15 protein-coding genes are annotated in these 21,179 nt (G+C 52.1%); 5 read left to right on the forward strand and 10 right to left on the reverse strand.

What is annotated here, in order from left to right:
- Positions 1 to 31 precede the first annotated feature (31 nt).
- Positions 32 to 1,465 (reverse strand): alanine/glycine:cation symporter family protein, encoded by a 1,434-nt coding sequence (locus tag NA389_RS11670; RefSeq protein ID WP_000893194.1) that lies wholly within the window; start codon positions 1,463 to 1,465, stop codon positions 32 to 34.
- Between the two features lie 245 nt (positions 1,466 to 1,710).
- Positions 1,711 to 2,925, reverse strand: a complete 1,215-nt coding sequence (gene dpaL, locus NA389_RS11675) for a diaminopropionate ammonia-lyase (RefSeq protein WP_000544847.1) — start codon at positions 2,923 to 2,925, stop codon at positions 1,711 to 1,713.
- 316 nt (positions 2,926 to 3,241) lie between these two features.
- Here dpaL and NA389_RS11680 point away from each other — a divergent pair, with 316 nt between their 5' ends.
- From NA389_RS11680 to aspC, 4 genes are all read left to right on the forward strand, one after another.
- The gene (locus NA389_RS11680; RefSeq protein ID WP_000762342.1) at positions 3,242 to 3,703 is read left to right on the forward strand and encodes an Lrp/AsnC family transcriptional regulator; all 462 of its coding nucleotides are present in this window, start codon (positions 3,242 to 3,244) and stop codon (positions 3,701 to 3,703) included.
- A 199-nt stretch (positions 3,704 to 3,902) separates the two neighbouring features.
- Positions 3,903 to 5,303, forward strand: coding sequence for an asparagine--tRNA ligase (gene asnS, locus NA389_RS11685; protein ID WP_000117867.1), 1,401 nt, complete (start codon positions 3,903 to 3,905; stop codon positions 5,301 to 5,303).
- Positions 5,304 to 5,908: 605 nt separating this feature from the next.
- Positions 5,909 to 7,000: a porin OmpF gene (gene ompF / locus NA389_RS11690; protein ID WP_000977709.1), complete on the forward strand. Its 1,092-nt coding sequence runs from the start codon at positions 5,909 to 5,911 to the stop codon at positions 6,998 to 7,000.
- Between the two features lie 184 nt (positions 7,001 to 7,184).
- Positions 7,185 to 8,375 carry an aspartate transaminase gene (gene aspC, locus NA389_RS11695; RefSeq protein WP_000462656.1) on the forward strand — a complete coding sequence of 397 codons (1,191 nt, stop codon included), beginning with the start codon at positions 7,185 to 7,187 and terminating at the stop codon, positions 8,373 to 8,375.
- Positions 8,376 to 8,436: 61 nt separating this feature from the next.
- Here the strand turns inward: aspC and NA389_RS11700 are convergent, their stop codons facing one another.
- The 7 genes from NA389_RS11700 to cmoM form a co-directional block, all read right to left on the reverse strand.
- Positions 8,437 to 9,084 (reverse strand): MBL fold metallo-hydrolase, encoded by a 648-nt coding sequence (locus tag NA389_RS11700; protein ID WP_001109471.1) that lies wholly within the window; start codon positions 9,082 to 9,084, stop codon positions 8,437 to 8,439.
- Between the two features lie 27 nt (positions 9,085 to 9,111).
- Positions 9,112 to 9,660, reverse strand: coding sequence for a YcbK family protein (locus NA389_RS11705; RefSeq protein ID WP_000357052.1), 549 nt, complete (start codon positions 9,658 to 9,660; stop codon positions 9,112 to 9,114).
- A gap of 259 nt (positions 9,661 to 9,919) precedes the next feature.
- Positions 9,920 to 11,767 carry a L,D-transpeptidase gene (ldtD, locus tag NA389_RS11710; protein ID WP_000925894.1) on the reverse strand — a complete coding sequence of 616 codons (1,848 nt, stop codon included), beginning with the start codon at positions 11,765 to 11,767 and terminating at the stop codon, positions 9,920 to 9,922.
- 344 nt (positions 11,768 to 12,111) lie between these two features.
- Positions 12,112 to 16,578, reverse strand: coding sequence for a chromosome partition protein MukB (gene mukB / locus NA389_RS11715; protein ID WP_000572738.1), 4,467 nt, complete (start codon positions 16,576 to 16,578; stop codon positions 12,112 to 12,114).
- Positions 16,578 to 17,282: a chromosome partition protein MukE gene (gene mukE, locus NA389_RS11720; protein WP_000060025.1), complete on the reverse strand. Its 705-nt coding sequence runs from the start codon at positions 17,280 to 17,282 to the stop codon at positions 16,578 to 16,580. Before mukE ends, mukB begins: the two co-directional genes overlap by 1 nt.
- Complete coding sequence (gene mukF / locus NA389_RS11725) at positions 17,263 to 18,585, reverse strand: chromosome partition protein MukF (protein WP_001288830.1); 1,323 nt, start codon at positions 18,583 to 18,585, stop codon at positions 17,263 to 17,265. The genes mukE and mukF overlap by 20 nt, the downstream gene beginning before the upstream one ends.
- The gene (cmoM, locus tag NA389_RS11730; protein WP_001154025.1) at positions 18,578 to 19,381 is read right to left on the reverse strand and encodes a tRNA uridine 5-oxyacetic acid(34) methyltransferase CmoM; all 804 of its coding nucleotides are present in this window, start codon (positions 19,379 to 19,381) and stop codon (positions 18,578 to 18,580) included. The genes mukF and cmoM overlap by 8 nt, the downstream gene beginning before the upstream one ends.
- 135 nt (positions 19,382 to 19,516) lie before the next feature.
- Here cmoM and elyC point away from each other — a divergent pair, with 135 nt between their 5' ends.
- Positions 19,517 to 20,293: an envelope biogenesis factor ElyC gene (gene elyC / locus NA389_RS11735; protein WP_000899562.1), complete on the forward strand. Its 777-nt coding sequence runs from the start codon at positions 19,517 to 19,519 to the stop codon at positions 20,291 to 20,293.
- Here the strand turns inward: elyC and NA389_RS11740 are convergent.
- Entirely contained in the window at positions 20,273 to 21,166 is an 894-nt protein-coding gene (locus NA389_RS11740) for a YcbJ family phosphotransferase (RefSeq protein ID WP_000436893.1), read from the reverse strand. The two genes, elyC and NA389_RS11740, sit on opposite strands and share 21 nt — an antisense overlap.
- Positions 21,167 to 21,179: the final 13 nt, after the last annotated feature.

Raw genomic sequence — 21,179 nt, forward strand, 5'->3', positions numbered from 1 at the left:
ACCATCTTACTTGTTCTGGCCGCGATGGTGACTATTCTTCCCCTTCACTCTTCGACATATTTACGTGCGTGATTTGCGTTGTTTTTACAGAATTAGTGTCCCGCTGTGTACGCGTTCTGAATATATTGAATTCGCTAATAAATTCTTTACGCAGCAAGAACAGTGCAATTACGTTGGGGATAACCAGAAAACCGACAGCAATATCAGCCATTAACCAGATTACCGGGATTTCCATATTAACGGCAATCAGTGGCGGCAAAAAATATAGCCATTTAATGATGCGTTCTAGCTTATCGCCAAAAATATAGTTTATCGAAGTGCGAAATTTAATATATGAACCAAGATAAGAAGTAAACAGAATCAACGCCACACCGAGACAGAGAACCTGAACAATAATCGGATGCCATGTTTCTTTTAAGGCGGCAAAGATAATCTGAATACCTTGATAACTGGCGTCTGCCCACATACCAGAAGCAAGTACAGCAAATGCAGTAAAATTACAGGTAATCATTGAGACAAAAAAAACTTCCACTGCCCCCCACATTCCCTGACGGAAAGCGTAATCCACGTTGGCAGTAGCATGTACTGTGGCCGAGGTACCCATGCCAGCTTCGTTAGTGAATATTCCGCGACTGGCTCCTTTACTGATGGCCATCATGATGGTTGACCCGACAAAGCCACCGGCTGCTGGCGCAGGGGCAAAGGCATAATAGAAAATACTTTTTATAACCTGTGGGATAGCCTCGATATTCAATACCACTACACCAGCGGCACCAATGAAATAGGCAATGGTGATCGGTGGAAGTGCAACCGTACAGAATTTACCAAGACTGGCGAGTCCTTTTAAAATAACCAACGCGCCTACGATGACAATAAATCCCCCAATGACGCTTGTTGGGATGTCAAACGTATAGTGAATGACCGCCGCCATCGTATTGGTTTGCACAAAACAGGCATCCGTAATAACCAGAATCATTAATGCAAACGCATATAATCCTGCCAGGGGATGCCATTTTTTATTGAGCCCTTTCTTAATATAATGCATTGGGCCGCCATAATATTCGCCATTCTCACCTTTACTTCGGTATTTCACCGCCAGCGTCACTTCAACCATTTTGGTCATCATACCCACGACCGCAATGATCCACATCCAGAAAATTGCCCCAGGTCCGCCAACCGCAATAGCCGCAGCAACACCTGCGATCGTTCCCGCGCCTAATGAGCCGGATAGCACAGTGGCAGCCACCTCTATTGATTTTAGGGATTTTTTAGACGCTGCCTCGCCAGTAGTGTTTTGTTTATTTTTTCCGGCAAGTGTACCAATTGTATTACGGTAAATTTCTTTTAAATTGATAATCTGGAAAAATTTGAGGCGTACTGTAAAATAAAAACCAATGCCGATGACACACAAAAATAATGGGCCACCCCATAGAAATTCAAAGAGTTGTGAAAGTTGCTCTAACATAATGACCTCGGATTTAAATTAATTCGTTCAGTCTCAGAAATAATCTTTCCAGTTCAGCGTAATCCTGAATTTTGCCAACAACACTAAACTGGAAAGTCAGCGGGTAGGAGCATCCCTTACTCACTAAATGCCGTTTTAATGGTATATTGTTATGAAGTTTTGCTTCCTGCATTAGGTTTATTATGCGTATAAAAAACGCGATTTTTGCATGCTGCCTTTGTTATCTAATTTTTTAGTCGTAATGTTTAAGCACTGCGTCCGTTCCAGACTATATCTTCATAAATATCTGGTGACGTATCGCCTTCGGTGCTAATAAGCAGAACATGAGCACTGGCATCAAGCTGTAAGCGATTAGCAAGATCCTGATAACGCATATTGTTCATCAACTCATAAAGTAACCCTACGCCAATAGCTCCGGACTCGCCGGAAATAAAAGGCGTATCAGTGCCTGGACGCGGCGCGGCAGAAATGCGCATACCTTTAGCCGCCAGACAATCATCAGCGGAAATAAAACAACTGGTGTTGTCCCGAATAATAGGCCAACTGATAATATTCGGCTCCCCACACGCAAGCCCGGCCATTATCGTCGCCATATCGCCAGTGACGCAGTGAGGTTGACCATCATTCATAACTGCGGATTGATAAAGACAGTTGGCCTGATGCGGCTCAACTACAATAATATTAGGGATATTTTCCTGCATTTTTTCAACAAAATAACCCATAACACTGCCAGCAAACGATCCCACCCCCGCTTGTAAAATAAGGTGGGTTGGCAACGGACTGTTTGTTTCTGCGAGCTGCTCATAAGCTTCAACCGCTAGTGTCATATAGCCTTGCATAATCCACGTTGGGATCTCTTCATACCCTGTCCAGGCTGTATCCTGCAAAAGCACCCAGCCTTTTGTTTGCGCCATTCTATGGGCCAGTCGCACTGCATCATCGTAGTTCAAATCGGTGATGGTGCATTCAGCTCCATGATGGCGAATATTCTCTGCCCGGATTAACGATGATCCCTTAGGCATATAAACGACGGCTTTTAGACCTAATTGCTCCGCCGCCCACGCCACACCACGGCCATGATTGCCATCCGTCGCGGTAACAAAAACACAATCCTTAATTTTTTCTTTAATCTCAGGAGTGTTAAGGGCAGCAAAACTTAACGAGTTAATATCAAATTGCAATTTATCAGCGAGATATTTTCCTACAGCATAAGAGCCGCCCAGACCTTTAAAAGCATTCAAGCCAAAACGCCAGGACTCATCTTTAATATGGATGGACCCTAGTCCAAGCCGCCGGCTTAGATGCGCCAGATTATGTAACGGCGTAACGGCATAATTGGGTAATTTTTTATGAAATGCTAACACCTCACGCCCAACATTTTCGTTAAGCAAACTTAAGGCCGCTCCTGTACCATATTTTTTCCGACGTGTATTAAACTGGCATTTAATAAGTTCATGCATAATGATACCTTTTGTTAAAGTTTATTTATTGAAATAATATGTTTTTGGCAATTATTGAGTAGAAACAAGTAAAGAACTCGCGTTTTGTGGCTGTAGTAGTGGTTATCCTCACTTTAATAAACGTACTGATAAAAGAGTCGCACAATATCTATTACGTCCGTTTCTTTATTCCGCTGATTATGATAGTACTATGCTTATTGCTGTTAAATGGCGCGAAAATGCCCATCGTCGTGCAATTTTCACCTTTTTTTAACGGCCTGGACGCGGCAAAATTGCGCACAGTGATAGTCATCACATTAAAGAGGTTATTTGCGATATGAAGCTTGACGCCTGGGATAAAAACATTCTGACATTATTGCAACGCGATAATCGTCTTTCTCAGCGGGAAATCGCCGAACAGGTCAATCTTTCACCTTCGGCAGTGAATCGTCGTATCGCGGCACTGGAGGAGGCGGGCATAATTAAAGGCAATGTCAGCCTTATTGATGCTGGCAAAGTGGGACGCCCGGTCACGATTGTGGTGCAGGTGGTGATCGAAAACGAGCGATTCAATTTACTGGAAGAGGCTCGTCAACGGTTTGTCAGTTGCCCGCAGGTGCAGCAGGTCTACTACGTAACGGGCGATTTCGACTTTTTACTGGTGCTCAATGTTCGTGACATGGCGGAATATGAAGCGCTTACCCGTGAGCTTTTCTTTTCCTCAGGCAATATTAAGTCTTTTAAAACGATTGTCGTGATGCAAAACGCCAAGCAAGAGATGCGCGTCCTGATCGAGTAACGTGCGCAAAGCTTGCAAAACCAGCCTAAATTCTCAATGGTTCGCGAGCAGGTGCGAACTTTTTACAGGTTTCTTTCTGAAAACCTGCTTCCAGATGCGATTTCTGCTTGTCTGATTGCAGATGCCAGGTAACATAGGAATACCCCCATTTCGGGTGGACAAGTGTTTATTTTTTCCGACTATTAACAGAGAGAATATTATGAGCGTTGTGCCTGTAGCCGACGTACTCCAGGGCCGCGTAGCCGTTGACCAAGAAGTCACCGTGCGCGGATGGGTGCGTACCCGCCGAGATTCAAAAGCTGGCATCTCCTTCCTCGCCGTTTATGACGGCTCCTGCTTTGATCCTGTACAGGCTGTCATTAATAATTCTCTGCCCAATTATAATGAAGAAGTATTACACCTGACGACAGGCTGCTCCGTAGTAGTAACAGGTAAGGTTGTCGCGTCGCCGGGACAGGGGCAAAGTTTCGAAATCCAGGCTACGAAAGTAGAGGTCGCAGGCTGGGTGGAAGATCCGGATACCTACCCGATGGCGGCAAAACGCCATAGCATTGAGTATCTGCGTGAGGTCGCGCATCTGCGCCCGCGCACCAACCTGATTGGCGCGGTAGCGCGCGTCCGCCATACTCTGGCGCAGGCGCTGCATCGCTTCTTCGATGAGCAGGGTTTCTTTTGGGTCTCTACCCCGCTGATTACCGCTTCCGATACCGAAGGCGCTGGCGAAATGTTCCGCGTCTCAACGTTGGATCTGGAAAACCTGCCGCGTAACGACCAGGGCAGAGTAGATTTTGACAAAGACTTTTTTGGCAAAGAATCATTCCTGACCGTCTCCGGCCAGCTCAACGGTGAAACGTATGCCTGTGCGCTGTCCAAAATCTATACTTTTGGGCCGACCTTCCGCGCGGAAAATTCCAACACCAGCCGCCACCTGGCGGAGTTCTGGATGCTGGAGCCGGAAGTGGCGTTCGCCGATCTGGAAGACAACGCCCGTCTGGCGGAAGCCATGCTGAAATATGTCTTCAAGGCGGTTCTGGAAGAGCGTGCGGATGATATGAAGTTCTTTGCCGAACGCGTGGATAAAGACGCTATCGCTCGTCTGGAGCGTTTTGTCTCTACCGACTTCGCTCAGGTGGATTACACCGATGCGGTCGCCATTCTGGAACGCTGTGGTAAGACATTTGAAAACCCGGTGTTCTGGGGCGTCGACCTCTCTTCCGAACACGAACGTTATCTGGCGGAAGAGCATTTCAAAGCGCCGGTAGTGGTGAAAAACTATCCGAAGGAAATTAAAGCATTTTACATGCGCCTTAACGAAGATGGCAAAACCGTGGCGGCCATGGATGTGCTGGCGCCGGGAATCGGCGAAATCATCGGTGGTTCCCAGCGTGAAGAGCGTCTGGATGTGCTGGATGCCCGTATGGCCGAAATGGGGCTGAATAAAGAGGATTACTGGTGGTATCGCGACTTGCGTCGCTACGGTACTGTACCGCATTCCGGCTTTGGCCTGGGCTTTGAACGCCTTATCGCTTACGTCACGGGTGTGCAAAACGTGCGCGATGTTATTCCGTTCCCACGGACCCCACGCAACGCCAGCTTCTGATTTTTACGTCACACTCAAGGCCAGCTATGCTGGCCTTTTTTTCGCCTGAATGTCAGTTTTATTATCAATAAGTAAATAAATTTAATTACAACCCTCTGAATTACCACATCTTGTTACTGTATATTTCACGAAAATATTTACACATAAAAATTAATCCTTAATTTTATTGCGGATTAGATTTTTCTGTTCTAATAGCACAATTTTTAACCACAATTTCAGACATCAAGACTTCCAAATGGCTATTTTTATGAAATAGCTCGCCTGCTGCTTTTTCAGACACAACGGTTCTACAAGCCAATAATTGCAATAAAATCATAGTGATAAAAGAAAAACGATCAAATCAAAGCGAGAACTCAGGGGAAGTTTGACGTTGTTCACAAAGTTCCGCGAAAATAACATTTGTTTACATATTTTTTCCTTTTGAAACTAAATCTTTATATTTGTAGCACTTTCACGGTAGCGAAACGTTAGTTTGAATGGAAAGATGCCTGTCAGACACATAAAGACACCAAACTCTCATCAATATTTCTGTAAAGTTTTATTGACGGAATTTATTGACGGCAGTGGCAGGTGTCATATAAAAAAACCAATGAGGGTAATAAATAATGATGAAGCGCAAAATCCTGGCAGCGGTGATCCCTGCCCTGCTGGCTGCTGCAACCGCAAACGCAGCAGAAATTTATAATAAAGATGGTAATAAGCTGGATCTGTACGGTAAAGCCGTGGGTCGTCACGTATGGACAACGACCGGCGATAGCAAAAATGCCGACCAGACTTATGCCCAGATTGGTTTTAAAGGGGAAACGCAGATTAACACCGATCTGACCGGTTTCGGTCAGTGGGAATACCGTACTAAAGCAGACCGCGCTGAAGGCGAACAGCAGAACTCGAATCTGGTCCGTCTGGCTTTCGCGGGTTTGAAATACGCGGAAGTGGGTTCAATCGATTATGGTCGTAACTACGGTATCGTTTACGATGTTGAATCCTATACCGATATGGCCCCCTACTTCTCCGGCGAAACCTGGGGCGGCGCCTATACCGATAACTACATGACCAGCCGTGCTGGCGGTTTGTTGACCTATCGTAACTCTGACTTCTTTGGTCTGGTGGACGGTCTCTCTTTCGGTATCCAGTATCAGGGTAAAAATCAGGACAACCACAGCATTAACTCTCAGAATGGCGATGGCGTAGGTTACACCATGGCATATGAGTTCGACGGCTTTGGCGTCACCGCAGCGTACAGCAACAGCAAGCGTACTAACGATCAGCAGGATCGCGATGGTAATGGCGATCGCGCAGAGTCATGGGCCGTTGGCGCGAAATATGATGCAAACAACGTCTACCTGGCTGCCGTATATGCTGAAACCCGCAATATGAGCATTGTTGAAAATACGGTTACCGATACCGTGGAAATGGCAAACAAAACGCAGAACCTGGAAGTGGTCGCTCAGTACCAGTTTGACTTCGGCCTGCGTCCGGCAATCTCGTATGTGCAGAGTAAAGGTAAGCAGTTGAACGGCGCCGACGGCTCGGCCGATCTGGCGAAATATATTCAGGCGGGCGCGACTTACTACTTCAACAAAAACATGAACGTATGGGTTGACTACCGTTTCAACCTGCTGGACGAAAACGACTATAGCTCCAGCTACGTTGGCACCGACGATCAGGCGGCTGTCGGTATTACTTACCAGTTCTGATCAGCAGACCCCTTTGTTTTATGCCTCAAAAACAGGACTTCGGTCCTGTTTTTTTATCTCTCTTAGAGAAAATGTGCGTCTTTCAAAAACAGGCGGGCTTTTTAGCGCTAACGGTTGGCATTTTGTAAATCTGCCGTTAACCTGATAGCGGATTTCCCTTCTGTAACTATAATGGAACCTCGTCATGTTTGAGAACATAACCGCCGCTCCTGCCGACCCAATTTTGGGCCTGGCCGATCTGTTTCGCGCCGATGACCGTCCAGGGAAAATTAACCTTGGCATTGGCGTATATAAAGATGAAACCGGCAAAACACCGGTGCTCACCAGCGTTAAAAAAGCCGAGCAGTATTTACTGGAAAATGAAACGACGAAAAACTATCTCGGCATTGACGGGATTCCGGAATTTGCTCGCTGTACTCAGGAACTGCTGTTCGGCAAAGGCAGCGCGCTGATTAACGATAAGCGCGCACGCACGGCGCAAACGCCGGGCGGTACCGGCGCGTTACGCATTGCCGCCGACTTTTTGGCAAAAAATACTCCGGTAAAACGGGTGTGGGTGAGCAACCCCAGCTGGCCGAACCACAAAAGCGTGTTTAACGCTGCCGGCCTGGAAGTTCGGGAGTACGCTTACTACGATGCGGAAAATCACACGCTGGATTTTGAAGCGCTACAAGCCAGCCTGAGCGAAGCACAGGCCGGCGATGTGGTTCTGTTCCACGGTTGCTGTCATAACCCAACCGGCATTGACCCTACTCTGGAACAGTGGCAGGTTCTGGCTGAGCTTTCCGTTGAAAAAGGGTGGCTGCCGCTATTCGATTTCGCTTACCAGGGCTTTGCCCGCGGCCTGGAAGAAGATGCGGAAGGTCTGCGCGCCTTTGCCGCGCTGCATAAAGAGCTTATTGTCGCCAGCTCCTACTCCAAAAACTTCGGCTTATATAATGAACGCGTCGGCGCCTGCACCCTCGTGGCTGCCGATGTGGAAACCGTGGATCGCGCTTTTAGCCAGATGAAATCCGCCATTCGCGCTAACTACTCCAACCCGCCAGCGCACGGCGCGTCCATCGTCGCGACTATCCTGAGTAATGACGCCCTGCGCGCTATCTGGGAACAGGAACTGACGGACATGCGCCAGCGTATTCAGCGTATGCGTCAACTGTTCGTGAATACCTTGCAGGAAAAAGGCGCGAACCGTGACTTCAGCTTTATTATCAAGCAGAACGGGATGTTCTCATTCAGCGGACTGACCAAAGAGCAGGTGCTGCGTCTGCGTGAAGAGTTCGGCGTTTATGCCGTGGCTTCTGGTCGCGTGAACGTGGCGGGCATGACCCCGGATAATATGGCGCCGCTGTGCGAAGCCATTGTCGCGGTACTGTAAAAAGCTGCCGACTGGCGTGACCGATAAAAAAGCCTGCACATTGCAGGCTTTTTCATTCTGCTTACCAGACCGGCATCTCATCTTGCAGGAAGGGATTATGCAGACGCTCGTACCCGAGCGTAGAGAGCGGGCCGTGGCCAGGAATAAAGGTCACATCATCGCCAAGCGGCAACAATTTACGCTTAATGGCGTCAATCAACTGGGTATGATCGCCGCGAGGAAAATCGCTGCGCCCGACGCCACCTTTGAAAATCACATCGCCGGAGATCAGCAGTTGCGACTGTTCATCAAAGAAAACCACGTGTCCCGGCGTGTGTCCCGGACAATGTAACACCTGTAACGTCACATTCCCTACGCTGACGCGATCGCCGTCGTTCAACCAGCGATCAGGCGTCAGCGGCTGACACTCATCCAGACCAAACATGCGGCTTTGCGCCGGCAGTCCTTGCAGCCAGAACTCATCTTCTTTTTCCGGACCGATAACAGGAACGCCGTAATGCTGCGCCAGTTCACTCGCCGCGCCGACATGATCGAGATGCCCATGCGTGAGTAAAATTTGCATCAACGTCACGCCGCTGGCGTCCACTTCCTGTTTAATTTTTTCCGCGTCGCCGCCCGGATCGACCAGCGCCGCCAGCCGGGTTTGTTCGCACCAGATTAATGAACAGTTCTGGGAGAACGCGGTGACCGGAATAATACGATAGTTCATACTGCTCCTTTGATTAAGCCTCGCTGATTACCAGTGCCGCGCCGGCCCGGTATCAATATGCACAAAGTTACTACGTGGGTAATATCCTACACCACCTGCGCGCATAGATAACGCCGCTTTGCGAATATTGCTCAGCGCCACGCCCTCAATATGAAAATCCATCGCCTGCCCTTTTGTATGGTAGCTTTTTTTCGCTACGCCGCTGCTACGGGCGCGTAATTCATTATTGGTATCAAGAGAACGGTAGCCCGAGATGAGCTGCACAGGTTTACGCGTCCCTAACAGCCCCTGAAGTCGGTAAAGTTGGTCAAACAGGCGGGGATCGATTGATCGGACTTTATTCGCGCGATAGTCACGGAAAAAATGGTTTAACTTTGCTAATTCATCCTGAATGTAGGCTCTTCCATCGAAAAACTCCGCCTTGATTGACTCTCCGGTATGGAGATTGTTTAACGTCAAAATGCGCGGGCGTGGGGTCGAGAGTGTGGCAAACGCTGGCGCGGGCAGGATGGCGGCGCCGAGAGCGACACCACCAAGCGCCAGCAGCTTGCGGCGATTAGCGTCAAATTTGTCCATGATAATCAGGTCTACAGGTCAATGTTATCGTTAATACACTTCTACCTTTAAGCAGACATGATACCGGCTGGCACAGACTTCTGAACGGCCCGGTCGACTTAAAGGTTGTTGTATATGCACTTCTGGCGCACGAAAGGCACCTTAACTGCCGATAAAGCCCGCGTCAAGATGGCCCTCTCCCAGCCACAACGGGGGTCTACAGCGAAACGCCCCGTTGAAGCCAAACATTAGGACAACATATTTACCAGAACTTCTTCATTTACCTGATTAATTGTTCAACCTTTGGCACAATTTGTGCGCTGGATCGCGCTGTGAGATCGTAATTGTAAATATCTGTACGATATTGCATACGTCCATCTGCGCCGACAAACGCGGTCAGATAGTAAAGATTTACTGGAATGTTCTGCCGGATATTGACATACCGCGTGTCGCCTTGCTTCAGGGCGCCTGAGATCCGCGCATCGTTCCAGCCAGCATCCTGCAAGAGCATATTCGCCAGTTCAGAGGCCTTATTGACCCGCACGCAGCCGGAACTTAACGCCCTGGCGTCACGCTGAAAGAGAGTATGGTTGGGCGTATCGTGCAGATAGATCGCATCTGAACTCGGCATATTAAATTTATAACGCCCCAGCGAATTGTGCGCGCCTGGCGCCTGCTGGAAACGGAACGGAAGATTCGATGGCGTAATGGTGGCCCAGTCAACCTGCCACGGATCGATCGCTTCTTTGCTGTTCCAGCCGCGCATCACGGTGTAGCCATGGCGCTCCAGATAGCCTGGGTCATTCCACACCTTCGGTAAAATGTCTTTACGCGCAAGCGTGGGCGGAACGTTCCACGGCGGGTTCACCACCACATTATTCAGCGCGCTGCTCATCATCGGCGTTTTACGGTCAGGACGCCCGACGATCACCCTCGAAGCCAGCACCTGGTTGCCATTCTGATAGTAGACCAGCGAATAAGCGGGAATGTTTACCATAATACCGGTAGAGAGTTCCGCCGGCAGCAGGCGTAAACGTTGGATATTCAGTGCCAGTACGCCTGCGCGTTGCGCGGGGGTCATATTAAGCCAGTTACGCGTCGCCGGGCCAATAACGCCATCCGCCCCCAGCCCTTGCCATGCCTGAAAACGCTTTACCGCCTCGACCAGTTCACGATCGTAGGCGCGTGCCGCCGGAGCCGACTTACTACGGCGGGCCGTTTGTTCGTCGACCGGCTGCGCCACCGATGTTTCGACTACCGCGGCGGAGGGGCTGACGACGGCGCTATCAGCAGTGTTATCGCCGGGTAAGGCTATCTTTGGACCGCCATCCAGCGTCCCCGTACGCTGTAATATTTCGCGCAGCGCAGGCACATCGTTACTCCATTGCCCCGGGCGCAGCGTCGCGGTATTGGTCAACTGCGGCCACGGGCGAGAGTCCGCCACCAGCTTCAGTAGCGCGTCATGCATGGGCGCATACTGTGGATGCTGCGGCGCCAGGCTGGCGATATACATCGGCAACTGGCCCTCTTCCAGCGCGATTTGCCACTGGTTAATCACCGAGACTGGCGGCGTCGCCAATGCGTAAGGTTTGTTGCTATATAACCAGCGCTGGCCTTTGACGGGGATATTCGCAATGAAATGGAGATAGCCCATCATGGCGTCTGACAACACAACATCGCGCGCCATACCGTTTACGGCGGGATCGGTCAACAATGCCACCCAGGCGGTAAACTGCGGCTGGAATCCGGCAATCGCCACCTCCGCCAACTGTTGCTGGAAGGCTTTCACCGCATCGCGATTATCCCACATGGGCTTCATGTCGCGCGCGGCATACAGCAATGTCAGCTGGCTCATATAGACCGGCGTATAGCCGGAAGGAAGCTGCGACTGTAAATCAGCCCGGACTTTCTCGGCTGAAACGCCCTCCGGCAGCGGCTGAATCCCGGCCATAATCGCCGTCGCGGCGGATTGCTTCTGCGGCCCAGCCTGATCCGTCGCGGCAACGGCGCTATCGCCAGGTATCATTTCAGGCTCATCGGCCTGCGCATTGAACAGTGGAGCGAATGTTACGGCCAGGCATAAACTGATTGCCGACAGACAACGACCACACATCTTATTAAGCAACATCCCTTGCCCCCTGTTTTCATTATCATACTCCGCATGATTGTGCTGCCCGCAGCGCGGGTCAACCGCAACCAATGCTTTTGTTTAGTATGACGAGTCAGCCTGCTCACTCGTCAGGCTTAACTCCAGTATATAAAGTTCGTTACGTTTTTGCCTAACCTAATGTAAAGAAGTTTAAAGAAAATGCACTACCCGGAGAGATTTTTCAGATAAAGAAAAAGGCGGCTTTCGCCGCCCCAGGGTAATGATAAAGCAGAACTTGTTGTGCCGGATGGCGGCGTAACCGACTTATCCGGCCTTGCCTGATAAGCGAAGCGCCATCGGGCACTTCATTATTTCTGCCGTATTTAACTCGCTTCTGAAGGCGTATCTTCCGTCTGCGTACCGGGAAGCGTTTCCGGAAGCTGCGGCGCAAAGCCACGCAGCCCGACAACATGAACATGCTCAGTATTCTGAAACACTTTACGCACCAGTTTATAGGTCGTGCCCTTCTCCGGACTGATGTTTTCCGGCGCGGCGATGATGAGCTGCATTTGCAAACGTTCGCATAGTTCAAACAGCGTGGCGATAGAGCGCGCATCCAGACGCGCCGCTTCATCGAGGAACAGCAGGCGACATGGCGAAATATCTTTCCCGCGCAGTCTGCGCGCTTCGTCTTCCCAGCTTTGCACCACCATCACCAGAATTGACATCCCGGTCCCGATAGCTTCACCCGTGGATAGCGCGCCGGATTCCGCACGCAGCCAGCCGTCGGACCCACGGTTAACTTCAACTTCCATTTCCAGATAGTTACGGTAATCCAGCAGCTCCTCGCCGATGGTCTGCGGCGTGCGTTGCCCCATATCGATCTGCGGATTCAGGCGCTGGTACAGTTTCGCCAACGCTTCAGAGAAGGTCAGACGATTGCTGTTAAACAGATCCTGGTGCTGCTCCTGCTGTTCTGAAAGCACATCCAGCAAGGTGGCATGCGTTTCACGCACGTTGACGTTTAACCGCACGCTATTCACCTGGCCAAACGAGACGCTTTGCAAACCCTGGTTCAGCATACGAATACGGTTCTGCTCACGCTGGATAGTCTTGCGGATGATGTTTGCCACGCTGCGGGAACTGATCGCCAGCTTTTGCTCACGCGATGTTAGCTCTTCCGTCAGACGGCTCAGTTCAATCTCCATTTGTTCAATGGCTTCAACCGGATCGTCGGTACGAATAATATCCTGACGAATACGCTCGCGCAGATGCTGGTAAACGGCCACAAAGAACTGGATTTTACGTTCCGGGCGTTTCGGATCTTCCGACAGACGCAATACGTCGCGCAGATGTTCGTTATCCGCGACGGCCAGGCGCAGCGCGCCCAACGCCTTATCCGACATGGAGCGCAGTTCATCCGCCGACAGATAAGCCAGCTCACGACGGTGCAGACGGCGTTCCACGCCATTGTCTTTCACCATCCGCATGACTGCGCACCAGCCGGCTTTCGCGGTTACGACCTGCTCGCGCATTTCATGATAATCGCGCTCCAGCTTGCGCAGCTTACGGGTCAGGTTCTCCATCTCCGCTTCGCAGAAAGTGAGCGCTTTCTCAAGCTGATTGCGACGCGAACGGTTATTGCTCAACTGAGCGTGCAGTTCATCGCGACGCTGGCGAGCGCGCTCTTCCGCCCCGCTATCGGCGCGAACGCCAATATCCTGTAATTCGCGCTGCAAATCGTTAAGCAGCTCTTTTTTCGTGTCGTAAGAGCTTTTTAGCGAGGCCAGGACCTGGCTGTACTGACTTAACTGCGCGGCATGGCTGCGCAGCGCTTCGCGGGCGCGGGTACGCTCGGCTTCCGCCTGCTCCAGCCGCTGGCGCAGCTTTTCGTTGAGATCGCTGTTGCCGCTCAACATTTCCGCCGAGTCGGAATAGCTGAAATGCGCCCGACGTTCGACGACTTCAGCCAGCGCAAAAGCCTGCTGGCGCGCGTCGCGCTGCATTTGCTGCGACCATGCATAGTCTTCTTTTAACTGCTCAAACTGTTCCGGATCGCTTTGCAGAACGGAAACCACCGGCTCCAGTTTGGCTAACTGGTTGCCATATTGCTGCACAAATCGCGCCGCTTCCTGCGCCTCATCCAACCGTTCCTGAATTTCATCGACCCGATCGGCCAGCGTTTCATCGGCCAATAAATTCAGCCGCGGCAGCAAACGGTTAAGCGCGGAAACGCCCTCTTTCGCCTGCTCAAACTGAAGGCGCTGCTGCTGGTTGTCGCTTTCATGCGTCGCCAGCGCGCGCTCCAGTTCGACGCGACGCCCGTTCAGTCGGCGAATTTCCGCTTCCGGATCGTCCTCAAAAGCAACGGAAAGGTGGCTGCCGATAAAACGGCTGAACGCCTGGTGCAAACGCTGGGTTTTCTGAACGTCAAACGAGAGCGTGGCAAAGCGCTCGGAAAGCACTTCCCGTTCCGCATGGAGACTTTCAATACGGTTCTCGCGCGCCGCGCGGCCAAAAATAGGCAGCGACGGGAAACGCGAATAACGCCACTGACGGTCGGCAATTTTCACGACCACCGCCTTTTCCAGCTCGTCAACGCTGAATACGCTGTCATCAAAAGACTGCGGATCGCCTTCGATCAGGTACAGATCTTCCGGGCAGTCGGTCAGACCTTCAAGCTGTTCGGCTATTTGCGATAAATCCGGTACGACGATCGCATGGCGCGACGGGCCATACAGTGCGGAAAAGTACGGCGCATCTTCAAGACTGACATCATCGTAGATTTCCGACAGCAGTACCCCGCCAAAACGCTCCGCCAGCGCATTCAAACGCTGATCTTCCGCGCCGCCCGGCTGGCTTAAACGTTCGATCTCTTCATCAACCGCATTTTTACGCGCGCCCACTTCGTCGCGTTCGACAATGGCTTCGCGCTCACGCTCCAGCAGCTGTTGCAGGTATTCGGTCACTTCCTGGCTGGACGTAAACTCCTCGCCACACTGTTCGCTAAGCTGGTTAAGGCTGTTTTGCGCCGCCAGCCAGACAGGAGCGCGTTGCATCAGATGCTGGATACGGGATTGAAGCTGCTCCTGCTCCTGACGCAAGGCCATACGCTGTTCGCTGGCTGACGATACGCTATCAGACAAGGACGCGATGCGGGCTTCCAGCTCCTGATGCAGCGCTTCCAGTTCGTCAATATCAAAATTTTTGCCCTGTCGCTTACAGAACTCCGCCAGCAGACGTTCCGCCTCTTGCTGCTCGCGCAGCCGCTGTTCCAGTTCGCTCAGGCGCATCCGCAGCGGCTGTACCTGTTCCGCCAGATGACGCTGGTTCACGCCGTCCCGTAACAGCTCGCGCGCCACGTCCCAGGCTTCGCTACGCGCCAGCGGGCCGTTGATCGCCGCCACCAGCTGGTAAGCCTGCTCAAACTGACTGTGCGCGGTTTGCGCCACGCTCATTTTTTGTTCCAACGACAGCAGTTTTTCCGTAGCTTCCTGCTCTTTTGCCTGGAAAGTATCCAGCCATTCGGCGGCGCTTTCCGGCGTTAGATCCGGCAGATGGCAAAGTTCTTTAGCGCGGGCAAGCGCTGATATCGCCTGGTTATACTGAATCGCGCGCGTTTGCTGTACATCCAGCGCCTGCTGGTAATCCGCAAGCTGGCTTTTGAGTTCATCGACTTCCAGCTCGGCGGCTTCGGCACGCGCTTCATTTTCGTCCTGCATTTCGGCGGCTTCCGCCACCACTTCGTTTTGCTCTTCGAGTCGAATCTGCAGCTCTTCAAGATCTGCTTCGTAGCGTTCAATTTTTTCCTGCTGGCGCAGCGCGGTTTGCACCAGATTCAGGTGATCGCTCGCCGCCTGATAATCCGCTTCAAGAGAACCTTCGGCGCCGTTATGTTCGCCCAACTCACGGGCCATATCGACGTGCTTATACTGCTCTGCCGCCAGTTGCTTGCGCGATGTGTACAGTTCGCGTCGAAACGCCAACGCCTGATCAAGGTGAACCCGACGCTCATTGGCGTGGCGCATATAATCCGCCGCCACATAATCGGTGGCTTCGCTGATCAAATGCTTAAACAGATCGCGATCGGATTGGGTAACACGAATCGCTTCCAGCGTGAGTCGGTTCTCGCGCAGCGCCGCTTCCATATCCTGGAATGCCTTGCGCACGCCGCTGTTTTCTGGCAATAAATAATCGCGCAGCGATCGGGTAATGGCGCTGGAGATCCCGCCGTACAGCGAGGCCTCTATCAAACGATAGAATTTACTACGATCGGAAGCGGAGCGCAGACGACGGGCGATAATCCCTAAGTCAAACATCAGCGAATGATAATCGGTGATGGAGTTAAACTGCTTAAACTGCACGCCTTCCATCTCGTCAAGCTTGTCTTTCAACTCAGCAAGCGACAGTACGCGCGCCTGACGTTCGTTTAATGTCTCCGTCACCAGTTGTGTCGGCTGTACCGACATCGGCAGCCCCTGGATAGCGAACGGTTTGATGTCCACTTTGCGATCGCGCCCAGCGACCTGCTGCAGACGCACGCCGACCACCACCCGCTGATGGCGGGAATTAATGGTGTCGAGCATGGAGTAACAGACGCCCGCCTTCAGCTTACCGTGCAGACCTTTATCGCGCGAACCGCTGGTGGCGCCGGCTTCCGTGGTGTTACGAAAGTGCAGTAATGTGAGATCCGGGATCAGCGCCGTGACGAACGCCGCCATCGTCGTGGATTTTCCGGCGCCGTTGCCCCCGGATAACGTCGTGACCAGTTCATCCAGGTCAAAAGTGCGGGCAAAAAAACCGTTCCAGTTAATCAGCGTTAGCGAGCGAAATTTACCGCGTTCAATCATTATTCTTCCTCTCCACTGTCCGGCTGACTCTCTTCGGTCTCATCATTAAGTTGCAGATGGTTTTCAATGGGCATCGCTTCCCCGTCGCGGATGAGACGACGCTGCGCCTCGCGAGGATCGTCGCCGGCGCGGACATCCGCGCCAAAGCGGAAGACCGATTCGGTAATGCGGAATTTGCTGCTGTCGTGGCCCATAAACCATACCATGCCCAAACGACGCAGGCGGTTCAAAGAAGAACGCACCTTTTCCTGCAGTTTCTGACGATCAACGTCAGATCCCGTCGAGCGGTTATTCACCAGCTTTAGCAGTTTGGCTTCGTCCGCAAGGGTAAGCAGCTCGTCGTACAACTCTTGCTGAGTAAAGATCCCTTCGTTGGCCAGACGCTCCGGGCTAAGATAGAGGTAGCAGAGAATTTTACCGACCATCATATCCAGTTCGGATAACACCGAGCGCGGGATAAGCGTGGTAGAACGCGGACGCAGGTAGAAGAACCCCTCCGGCGCGCGAATCAGCTCCACGTTATAACGCGCGTAAAACTCTTCCAGGTATTCCTGAAAATCCATCAGAAAGGCATGATTATCCAGTTCGTCCAGCCCGATGTGGCGGCCCGAACGTAATGCGCTATCCAGCGCCGGAAATAACGGATTCGCCAGCGCCTGCGCCAGCTTAACCGGCATCACTTGTTCAATATTTGTCAATGACATGCGCCTGTACCTTGGCTCCGTAATCATTAATCGGCTGCCATTTGGCTGGCAGTCCGGTGAAATCTGCTTGCGCTACGCCAAGACGTACCGCTTGATCGATAACAATACGCGCCACGTCGAAATGACGCGCGCGCGGGTATTGCGCCAGATACTCGCGCACCACCAGCCCAAGATCCAGTGGCGTTTGTCTGGTTTTGTAGATAGCCAGCTGTTCTTCAATGATGGCCGCTAACTGCTCGCGGATCTCGTTAAACTCTTCATATTCCAGATCCGGCGGCAACTCCCCGGTGACTTCATCGTCACGCAACGCCATCTCTTCATCGCGCACATCCAGCAGACGATCGGCATTCGCGTAGGTTAGCGCCCACGGATCGTCAAAATAAGTCTGTACGGACTGGCGCAACCGCTGGGCGAAGACACGGTTTTTATCCATATCGATCGCGGTACGGATAAATTTATGCACGTGACGATCGTAGCCGATCCATAAATCAATAGACTGCTGACCCCAACTGATAATGCGGTCAAGTTTACTTTGTAAGTCAAACACCAGCCTGTCGACAAAATGCAGATCATCGTGCGTCATCGTGGCATCCTGAATGCGCAGCAGGTTAGCCTGCAGCTTATCGCCCGCCGCCTCCAGCGTATCCTGCAACTCGCGCAGCGTACCAGACGTTTCGGAAAGCAGCAGTTCACAGCTGGAAATCGCCGCCCGCCAGTCTTTATTCAGCAGTTGTGCGATATCGTCTTTCACCTGCTGCTGCTGTTCATCCATGATGCGCTGGGTCAGATCGATACTGTCGAAAATCTCCGCCACCGAATATTTCAATGGCGCGTAAACGTTGCGATGCCAGTGGAACTCATCGCCACCCTCCGCTGCCGCATCCGCCGCGCGCTTCAATTCGCCGGCCACAATCGACAACTGCATAGAAAGACGCAGCGTAGAGAATTCGCGTTGACGAATGTAGTAATCGGTGATGCCAATCCCGAGCGGGGTTAATCGGTAAATCGCATTGCCTTCCGCCTGCTCGCTGGTAAAGCGGTTCAGCAGACGTTGACGCACCATATCGTTAATCGCGTTATTAGCGCGCACGCCGATGGTTTCGCTGGTTTGCTCAAACGCATCACTCACATGGCGGAATGCATCCACCAGCTCGCCTTCACTCATCTCGCCGTCAAGGCGTTCGCCGTTCAACGTGGCGACCGCCAGCAGAAAGGAAAGTCTGTCTACCGGCAGCGAGATGGAAAAGTCGTTTTTTCTGGCCCAGGCAACCAGTTCGGGGACTGTCTGGGAAAATTCACTCATAGGTTATCCTTGCATCTGCGGCTAGCGCCGGGCTTTTAATCGCGGTGACATGAATGTAGCGCCCAAGGCTAATATACGGCTCCTGGCGGCAATAACGCGTTTCCAGTTCGACCAGGGTCTCATAACAGTCACGCTGCTGGTGTTTTTCACGCAGATAATCATGAAACACACGCACGCCGGTTTTACCGGTAATCTGCCAGCCAATCGCCTCCAGCCACTGGTACACCTGCGCGGGGTCGCGCGGGTAGTCAGGCGACAGCGTGCGCTTCTTGCGTTTAGGCATCCCCGCCTGCACGTAGTCAAAATTACCCGCCACCATATTGTGCATCAGCAAACCGTTAGCGTTATAGAACATCAACGACAGCGCGCCGCCAGGGCGCAATACTGACCAGAGCGTTTCTAATACGCCGACAGGATCGGCTACCCACTCCAGCACAGCATGAAACAATATCAGATCAACCGGGCTTTCCAAATGCGAAGCGACGTCCTGAGCCGGGCATTGTATAAAATGCATGTCTTTGCTCACACCTTTTGCCTCGGCCGCCTGCCGCGCGCGGGCGATCATTTCGCCAGACAGATCGCATAACGTCACCTGATGGCCGCGTTCCGCCATCTTAATCGCCGTTTGCCCTTCGCCGCCGCCGGCATCCAGTACCCGCAGTTTTCGCCCGCCAATCTCCTCCAGCACGCGATCCAGGTCTTGCCACAGAATGGCTTGCCGTAGTTGTCCTTTGGTCGTGCCGTAAATGTTACGGGAAAACTTTTCAGCAATGTCATCAAAATTGCGATCCTGCATCGGACTCTCCACAGGCTGGCTTAGGCGTTATCTGATAAAACCGCTATTTTGTCACAGCCGCGGCGAGAATGAACCTGTCTGGTGTAATATCACCGTTAATCCTCCGCTATATGGTTAAAAAAGGAACCAAAAAGGATGCTTTTTACGCTAAAGAAAGTGATTGGCGGTATGTTATTGCCGCTTCCGCTGATGTTGCTAATGATTGGCGTCGGCCTGGCGCTGCTCTGGTTTAGCCGCTTTCAGAAAACCGGAAAAGTATTTATCAGCGTAGGTTGGCTGGCGCTATTGCTATTAAGCCTGCAACCCGTCTCTGACCATCTGCTGCGTCCGATAGAAAACCGCTACCCTACCTGGCAGGGTCCGCAAAAGGTGGAATATATTGTGGTTCTCGGCGGCGGCTATACCTGGAACCCGCAGTGGGCGCCGAGCTCTAATTTAATTAACAACAGCTTGCCGCGGCTGGCGGAAGGCATTCGGCTGTGGCGCGCGAATCCGGGAGCCAAGCTGATTTTTACCGGCGGCGTAGCAAAAACCAATACGGTAAGCACGGCGGAAGTCGGTGCGCGGGTGGCGCAGTCACTGGGCGTACCGCGTAGCGATATTATTACGCTGGATAAGCCAAAAGATACGGAAGAAGAAGCCGCCGCCGTTAAGCAGGCCATCGGCGACGCCCCTTTCCTGTTGGTAACCTCCGCCTCGCATTTGCCGCGTGCGATGATTTTCTTTCAGCATGCCGGGCTGAATCCGCTTCCCGCGCCGGCGAATCAGTTGGCGATCGATTCGCCGCTCAATCCCTGGGAGCGGGCAATTCCGTCCCCGGTCTGGCTGATGCACAGCGATCGCGCTGGGTATGAAACATTAGGGCGACTTTGGCAATGGCTGAAAGGCATATCAGGCAAGCCAGGGGAGTAATGATTTCGCCGCCAGATCAAAATTGGTACGGTTAAAACGTCCGGTATTGACCAATTGCGCAACCTCGTCCCACAGCACATAGAGCCAACGCCGCCAGATGAATGACTCCGCCACTGGCGCGCGTTGCAGATAATGCCAAAGCAATCCCTCCGCCAATGGATTATCCATCAGGCGAAACAGTTCGAACTCTCTCGGCGCCCACAGCATCAGCCCGGGGCCGACCATCGCCAGAAGCTGATCGCTACGGGCGTCTTTAAGCATACTGCGCAGGCAGAAGTTGCCATGCACCAGTACGCAGTTGTCGTTAAACCCTTCAAATAACGAAGGAAGACATTCTCTGGTACGAAACAGAATGCGTTTGTCCTGCATCGTCAGGCCAGTATTGCTGAACTGATTTAGCGTCGTCCACAGCACCTCCACACGCTGACGATACCAGGAAGGCCAGATATTCTCCTGAGTATGGTCTACGGCGCCAACGCAACCGCGGCTATCCTGCCGATGCCAGGCTAACAGCCCTTCGACAATCTGATCTTTTAGCTGTTCCCAGCGTTCCGGAGTGCGCGCCGGCGCCTCGACCGGCACACCGCGCAGTCGTTCCAGTAGCAGCACATCCGGACCAGGATGCTCTTCATGCGTCAATACGCCATAGATTACCGGCATCCTCACCGTACCGCTACGCGCCAGCATTGAGGTTTTCCATGCCAGTTGCTGCGCAACGCCGGGAGTAGTAAAGCTTCGCGCCATCAGCGGCATCGGATTTCCCTGGCTGTCATATAATGACCACAATGCGGAATCCGCTTTCTCATTCACGCACTCTATACGGCTAAGTTTTTCACCCAACAAATGACTGAGTTCGGCCCGCAACTGTTCCATTCCAGATTACCCC

It is taken from the genome of Salmonella sp. NW645 (assembly GCF_051703725.1).
GTDB lineage: Bacteria > Pseudomonadota > Gammaproteobacteria > Enterobacterales > Enterobacteriaceae > Salmonella > Salmonella enterica.